At 49.6% G+C, this 7,467-nt stretch carries 5 protein-coding genes; all 5 read right to left on the bottom strand.

Annotation, left to right across the window (positions count from 1 at the left end; all coding sequences use genetic code 11):
- Positions 1-75 precede the first annotated feature (75 nt).
- Positions 76-1,239, bottom strand: coding sequence for a substrate-binding domain-containing protein (locus ACOJS8_RS08935; RefSeq protein WP_420148194.1), 1,164 nt, complete (start codon positions 1,237-1,239; stop codon positions 76-78).
- Between the two features lie 77 nt (positions 1,240-1,316).
- Positions 1,317-2,552, bottom strand: a complete 1,236-nt coding sequence (locus tag ACOJS8_RS08930; RefSeq protein WP_420148193.1) for an MFS transporter — start codon at positions 2,550-2,552, stop codon at positions 1,317-1,319.
- Between the two features lie 128 nt (positions 2,553-2,680).
- Positions 2,681-4,318 (bottom strand): alkaline phosphatase PafA, encoded by a 1,638-nt coding sequence (gene pafA / locus ACOJS8_RS08925; protein WP_420148192.1) that lies wholly within the window; start codon positions 4,316-4,318, stop codon positions 2,681-2,683.
- Between the two features lie 35 nt (positions 4,319-4,353).
- The gene (locus tag ACOJS8_RS08920; RefSeq protein WP_420148191.1) at positions 4,354-5,190 is read right to left on the bottom strand and encodes an ROK family protein; all 837 of its coding nucleotides are present in this window, start codon (positions 5,188-5,190) and stop codon (positions 4,354-4,356) included.
- 28 nt (positions 5,191-5,218) lie between these two features.
- The coding region (locus ACOJS8_RS08915) for a beta-N-acetylhexosaminidase (protein WP_420148190.1) at positions 5,219-7,467 on the bottom strand (2,249 nt) is incomplete at its 5' end.

Genomic DNA, 7,467 nt, shown 5'->3' with positions numbered 1-7,467 from the left:
AGTCTTCCCATAACCACCTCTGTATCACACCCCCCCCCCCCCCCACGACGGTCCGACTTCACGCGCTCACTCCATTTACTTCCCCGCCAGATACCGGTGCCGATACTCCAGCGGTGTGCAACCTTTGACCTGCTTGAACTGGCGGGCAATGTTTTTAGTATCGTTGAGGCCCAGATCCATCGCGATTTCAAAAATAGTCAGGTCGGTTTCCAGCAGTTTTTTCGAAAATTTTTCCATGCGCAGATTCTGGATGTATTTGTAGATCGGATATCCAATGACCTGCTGAAACCGCATTTCCAGCGATCGTCTCGACAACGGAACCTGCCTGACCACTTCATCGACCTGTAGGTTTTTGTCGATGTTCTGGTGAATATACTTCAGCGATGAGGCAATATACTCATCGTGCGTAGCGTAGATGTCGGTCGATTGGCGGGTAACCACCTGAATTGGTTCGACCACAATATCATAAAAACCGTCGCTACCGTTACGTATCAATTGGTCGAGCAACCGGGCTGCATCATAGCCGCCTTTTTCGGCATCCTGTATGATGCTGGAAAGGGGTGGGTCCGACAGTTCGCAGAGCATTTCGTCATTGTCGACGCCCAGCACGGCCACTTCCTCCGGAATCCGTATTCCCGAATGCCGACAAGCCTCCGTTATGTGCAATCCCATCCGGTCATCGCAGGCCAGGATCGCTATAGGCTTAGGCAACGAAGCGAGCCACTTACTGAGTGAACTAGGTTTGTAATACCACAGATCGCTCGAACTATACTCCTCATGTTCGAAATAATGTACCGTACAACCTGACCGGGAAACGCGCTCGTCGAACCCTTCTGCCCGCTCGCGCGACCAAACGATGTGTTTGAAACCATAAAATGCGAATTGCCGGAAGCCTTTTTTCAGAAAGTAATCTGCCGCCATTGCGCCAGTTGCTACGTGGGCGCCGGTGATGTTTGGAATCTCAGTAAATCGCTCTTTAAAGTCCTGCGCAATAACTGGAATTCCCGCCCGAACGATTTTCTCGACGCTACTATCATTATACAACTGGCCGATAATTCCGTCGGCTTCCCAATCCTTCGCCCAGTTCAGAATACCGTCTACGCCCAGGGTTTCGCGGTGAAAAAGCGGCATCTGGCAAAACACCCAGGGACCATGTTCGCGGGCGTATTTGGTGATGCCTTTCAACAGGCTCCGGCTGTAGTCTTCGGCAAAGTCGATAAGCAGACTGATTTTGTGCATGGGGTGAAATTGTTAAATGATCGAGTAATTGAATGGTTTCGCAAATTATTTATTCAATCATTCTACAATTCGATCATTCAATGATTGATTTTTATCGTTGCGTTCGTAACGAGTGGTTTGGCCCAAAGACCGATGCTGAAAATATACCCCAGCGTAACAAGCATAACCAGCATGGCCAGGCGCAATCCTGCTAGTTCAGCCAGGCCGCCAATAATGAGCGGCACCAGCGCACCACCCACAATTCCCGTACATAGGATACCCGAAAATGTGCCGTGATGCTGCGGTACCGAATTGAGCCCCAGCGAGAAAATTATCGACCACATGACCGACGCAAAGAAGCCCGTTCCCGGCAAGGCGTACAGCGCCCATTGCTTTGGTCCGAAAAGGCCTGACAGTAGGCAAATAATGGCTCCGATGGTAAACAGCATCAGTACGTTGCGACTGTCGGTAATTTTCAGCAGAACTAATCCCAGCACGCAACCGACGGTCATTAAGCCCCAAAAATACGCAACCACCGTAGCGCCCGTTGTTGCCGGATCAACGCCGTGATAAAGTTGCAGAAACTTGGAAATCCAGTTGGCAATTCCCTGTTCAGTACCGACATACGCGAAAATACCGGCGAAAAAGAGCAGAACAGTTTTGTTACGTAGTAAGTCTGTAAAGGCGCTGCCGACTTCTATTTTTTCGTCTTCTTTCAACGTAACGATCGGAAACCTGATTACTGCTACCACAACAATCATTAGCAGTGTCGTCAGCGCAAAGACCCAGTACAACGATACCCACTCAAAATGAATCGGCACGACCTGATTAAGCAGACGTATCGGCAAGGAGGTATTGTTGGTATGAATTGTCTGGACGAAATAGCTGTACAACAGCGGGCTAAAAAAAGAAGCGGCTCCCGAAAAAAGCTGAGCCAGTACAGAATTGAACGCAAAATGTTCTTCGCCACCCGCAACACGTAGCAATGGGTTAATGGCTACCTGCAACATGGCCATGCCCACGCCAATGGAAAAAAGTGAAATCAGTGCGACCGAAAACGTAGGCAGTAACGCAAAGAGCAGCGAGCCAGCAAAAGCCAGTACGAATGCACTGATCAGTACAGGTTTCTCCCGAAATTTCTCGACCAGAAGCCCTGATGGAATGGAGACGCTATAGGCCACAAAAAAAGCAAACGGCAGGAAACCCGCCAGGCCGATACTTAGCTTGAAGCTGTCGACCAGATCGGGGATGATGGGACCCAGAATATTGGTCAGGAACGAAATGACGAAAAAGATGAGCATGATCAGCCCGACAATCAGTACATTACGTTTCATAGGCAACTTTTTTTAAAATACTACGTATCAGGTATTCAGTAATTGATCTAGCAGAATAGCGGCCGGTTGATTGTATGACCCCGGCGGGGTCATACAATCAACCGGCTGAATGATCTATTCTTGATAACTTACTTAAGCGCTTCCTGAACGGCGTTTCCGATCGAGCCGCTGGGCGGCAAAATGTGCAGAAGCGAAGCAATCGTAGGAGCAATGTCTGCAATGGTTGTGTAACGTAGCGTTTCGCCTTTTGCAACGCCCCAGCCATACAACACAAACGGAACATGCGTATCGTACTGATAAGGGGAGCCATGCGTTGTGCCGGTGCCTCCGCTATGAATCCAGCCCGGCTCCGTAACCAGTTGAATATCACCGCTACGTTTGGCGTGAATCATGTTTTTGTAGCGGTCTAGCAGATAGCTGTTCAGATTGGCCGTTGCCAGACTCCGTAGATTAAAAACATCCGCAATTCCCGGCATGGGCAGCAACGCTTCCCGAACAACGGCACAAACCGCGTCAATTGTAATCTTTTTCTGAGCCAAAAGTGGTCGGTTCAGGTAGAGTTGATCATTCTCGCTGGCCACTACGTAGTTCCCATCACCGAAAGCATTAGTCAGCGCTGTTTTTATCGTACCAGACAAGGTAGACGAATTGATAAGTCCGGCCGGTAAATGATGTTGCTGCCAGAATCCCGGAATATCCATTACGCCATGATCGGCCGTTAAGAAAACCGTATAGTTGCCTTTGCCGGTCCAGCTATCCAGAAACGAGAAGAGGTCGGCAAATTCCAGATCCAGCCGTAAATAAATGTCCTCTTCTTCTATTGAGTTGGGGCCAAAAGCATGACCGATCCGGTCGGGCGTGGAGAAACTGATCGCCAGAAAATCGGGCGCGGTTCCTTTGCCAAGATTTTCCCCTTTAATAGCTGCAATCGCCATGTCTTTGGTCATGGTGTTTCCCCAGGGCGTCGACGCAACCGCATCGAAAGCGTTTCCAGCCTGACCGACTACTTCATATGGGAAAACAGGTTTGGTGGCTCCTAACAATTTAGCTTCATAAGGCTGATCGTCGGTAGTGCTTTCAACGTATTCGTTAATGGGCAATAGCGTTTTCCAGCCTTGCTTGGCGTACTGAGATGGCAATTTTCGGGCGTTGAAATCAACCACCCACTTGGGCAATTCCTGGGTGTAAAACGTACTGGTTACCCAGTTGCCCGTTTTTGAATCATACCAATAGGCGCCCGTTGCGGCATGACCAGCGGGCAAAATAGACCCCCGATCTTTAATGGCAACGCCGATGGTTTTGGACCGAAACTGCGTAGCGATACGTAGCTGATCGGTAACCGTACTGACCAGCAGATTCTTAGGCGACATTCGCCCGACGCTCGGATTGGTGCTGCCCACCGTTTTTACCGAGCTGTCTTCAACACAATAGACGCCTTTCTGGGCAAATGGATCGTACCATTCATTACCCACAATGCCGTTAATAGCGGGTATGGAGCCCGTATACACGGCTGCATGACCCGCAGCCGTTACGGTATGCGAGTAATGGTAATGATTGTTTCGGCAATTAAACCCCTGGTTCAACATACGTTTGAAACCACCTTCCCCATACTTATCATAAAATCGATAAAGATAATCGTACCGCATCTGATCGACAACAATGCCGACAACCAGCTTGGGCTGCGGCAACGTAGTATGTTTAGCGGTTTGCGCAGTAGCGCGAAGAGAAGCAGTTGTACAGAGTAATAAAATGAAGATTTTTTTCATAACCAGTTAGTTTTTATTCAGTTGGGTTCGCAAACTTACACCAGTTGCCGCACCAGCGCAGCCGCTCCCAGCAAAGCAATGTTCTCATTCTGCGACTGAAAAATCTTCAGTCGACGCAGCGTGACGGGATAGGCAAAGTCGGCCATACTTTCCTGCATGGAGGCCTTAAAAAACGGATAGGCTTTGGCAATGGAACCGCCTAATACAATCACCTCCGGATCGTAGGTGTAAAGCACGGCCTTCACGGCATTACCGAAATGGTTACCAAACTCATCCCAGAGTTTCAGCGCCTGTTTGCCGCCCAGGCGGGCCGCCTGATGCGTTTCCAGCGCCGTTGTGCCATGAATTTCCTGAAAGAAATGAGTGGACGCGTAGGATTCGATGTTTTTGTCGAGATACGGCAATAAGCCAATTTCGCCAGCACCGCAATTGCTGCCTACGTACAACTGATTGTCAATAATAACGCCCGAGCCGAGTCCCGTACCGATAGCCATGCCGACCGCCGAACTATAACCTTTGGCCATACCAAACCGATGTTCGCCGAGCGCAAAACAATTTACGTCGTTGTTAATAAAAACCGGTAGGTTGAATTCGTCTTCCAGAATATCCCGTAAAGCTACTTCTTCCCAAGACGGAATATTGGCTACGTTATAAACAACGCCCCGTTCGATATCGACGACTGACGGAACCCCAATCCCGATACCGCTAACGGCACGCTCAGTGAGCGGTTTGATGAGCGCAATCAGCTGCGCCAACGTAGCAGAAAGCGATTCTTTTTGTTGAAGCACCCGATTGACCTGATGCGTAATAACGTCATGTTCCACCAACCCCGCCCGCACGTTTGTACCTCCTAAGTCAATCCCGATTGTCATAATTGAAAAAACTTTTTAATAGAATAGATTAAGGCGTAACAGCCACCGACCGACTCGACCGACCTGACGCATCGAAACTTCTCAGTTTTACGGTGCCAGTTACTTTAACCGGATTCAGGTATTGTGTTGATTGCGCTGTCGGTTCCGAACCGTTAGTTGTGTACCGAATCACCAGACCCGGTAACGCTACGTTAGCTTTCAGGGTATCCTTGCTGATAACGGCTCCCGGTGTTGGTATTCGGTAATTATAGCCACCATTTAGTCGAGACAGTCGGGGCAGTTCTTTTTGCGCCAACGTATTGGCAAATACGTTCCAGCCCTGACGCATGGATTTTTCCCGCGCCTGCTTGTTCTCGATGGTTTCCCACGGACGTTCGGCGGCCCAGGCACTTTCGGCAAAACCCAACAGTTTCGGCAGAATGTCGTATTCGGCCATGTCGCGACCTTTTACCGTTTCGCTCCAGAGCTGTGATTCCACGCCCCGGATATTTTTGCGAGCTTCGGGTTTCATCTTTTCTAAGCCCGCAAAATTCAGCGGTTTTCCCATGGCCGTTTTGAACGTCGTTTTGAACATGTCGAACGGTGCAAACGCCCAGTTATGCCACGTATCGACGTAACCCGCCCAGTACAGACCCGGCTCCAGCGGATCGTTGTTGTAAGCCATGTCAAAATAGAAATTCGATACGTTGCACAGCACCACCGGATAACCCGCATTGGCCAGCCGATTGCCCAGATCGAGATCGAACAGATTGTTCCAGACGTACGGCACTACGTTACGTCCTACAAATTCAGGATTTGGTATGTATTTCCCGTCGGGCGTTTTGTTCAGCGCTACTTCTTCCCAGCCGTGTACTTCCAGTTTTCGTTTTTCGAGTCGTTGCAGAAGTTTCCCGAAGAAATAGGTTTGCAAATTTTTGGGGTCTTTGATGGTCGGGTTCTCTGCGAGCAGTTTGGCCGCTTCCGGCGATTTGGTCCAGACGCCTTCGGGAACTTCATCGCCACCGGCATGCATTACGTCCATCGGAACGCCTGCTTCTTCATACATTTTCGTGAGTTCGTCGACCACTTTTTCGTAGAAATGATACGTTGATTCGCGGCCCACACTCACTACGTTGTCGGTATAACCTTGTGCCGACAGATAGACCGATTTATCGTTGGGGTCGATCAGGCGGTATTCGTTGGCTTCCTGCTCCTTGCCTTCCTTCATGAGCCGTTGGTAACGGGCTTCCATTGCTTTGATGGCGGCTCGGGCGTGCCCCGGAAAATTCAATTCAGGAATTACCTTGATATGCCGTTCTTTCGCGTATTTCAGAATTTCGATAAAATCTGCTCTGGTGTAAAATCCACTGCCATATTTGCCTTTGTCGTACGCCTTCGGACCAGAGCCGTAAGCCGGATGCAGTACGGGCGTTTCTTTCCCTGACGTGTGTTCGCGCTGAGCGCCTACCTGCGTGAGTTCGGGAAGTCCGTCAATTTCAATACGCCAGCCTTCGTCCTCGGTGGTGTAAAACAGGAAGTGGTTGATTTTGTAAAACGCCAGCAGATCGAGAATGCGAAGGATGGTTTCTTTCGTCTGGAAGTTCCGGCTCACATCGAAATGCATACTTCGGAATGGGAAGCGGGGCGCATCCTCAACCTGCATATAGCTCAGCTGAACAGGAATGGACGGATCCAGATACGACTGAGCCGGAACCAGCGCCAACAAGCTTTGTATACCATAAAATACACCCGCAGCATCGCTTCCAGTGATGCTTATGCCGTTGTCGTCGATACGTAGCTGATACGCTTCCTTCGTTATGCCATTCGTCGCTACGTTTCCTATTCTCAGTGAAATTCCTTTTGCCGTCGAAGCGCCATAGGTGGTCTGAAATTCTTTGCCCGTCAGGGACTTAAGCTTCTGCGTCAGAAATCGGGCTTCGCTTTCGAGGGTTTTGTCCGTGTAGATCGCCAGCGACGGGTCCAGCGTTAAGGCGCCTTTGCCGGTAGTGATTTTAATGGGCGATGGAATAATTCTCAGAAGTTGGTCGGAGGGGAGGAGAGAAACCGCCAGATTATCCTGATACGTATTTTGGGGAGTTGGCAACGGCATCAGATCCGCTTTGCCACGTAGTATCTGTTCTTTTCGGGTGAACGGCCGAATGGTGTAATCGGCTATCTGCACGATGTTTTCCTCTTTACCATCCTTGCCGTAATAAACCATATAAAGACCTAATGGCGCATCGGTAACCTTATTAAGAGCTTCTGTGCCTTCATAATCAATTGTAATGGTTTTGCCTG

This window comes from Spirosoma sp., assembly GCF_048594605.1.
Classification (GTDB): Bacteria; Bacteroidota; Bacteroidia; order Cytophagales; family Spirosomataceae; genus Spirosoma.
The sequence above is the reverse complement of the archived record's forward strand: the minus strand, read 5'-3'. Positions and strand labels throughout refer to the sequence as shown.

Bases quoted from the DNA above. Each gene is read 5' to 3' on its own strand.
- ACOJS8_RS08935 (WP_420148194.1), bottom strand. From the start codon at position 1,239: ATGCACAAAATCAGTCTGCTTATCGACTTTGCCGAAGACTACAGCCGG.
- ACOJS8_RS08930 (WP_420148193.1), bottom strand. From the start codon at position 2,552: ATGAAACGTAATGTACTGATTGTCGGGCTGATCATGCTCATCTTTTTC.
- pafA (WP_420148192.1), bottom strand. From the start codon at position 4,318: ATGAAAAAAATCTTCATTTTATTACTCTGTACAACTGCTTCTCTTCGC.
- ACOJS8_RS08920 (WP_420148191.1), bottom strand. From the start codon at position 5,190: ATGACAATCGGGATTGACTTAGGAGGTACAAACGTGCGGGCGGGGTTG.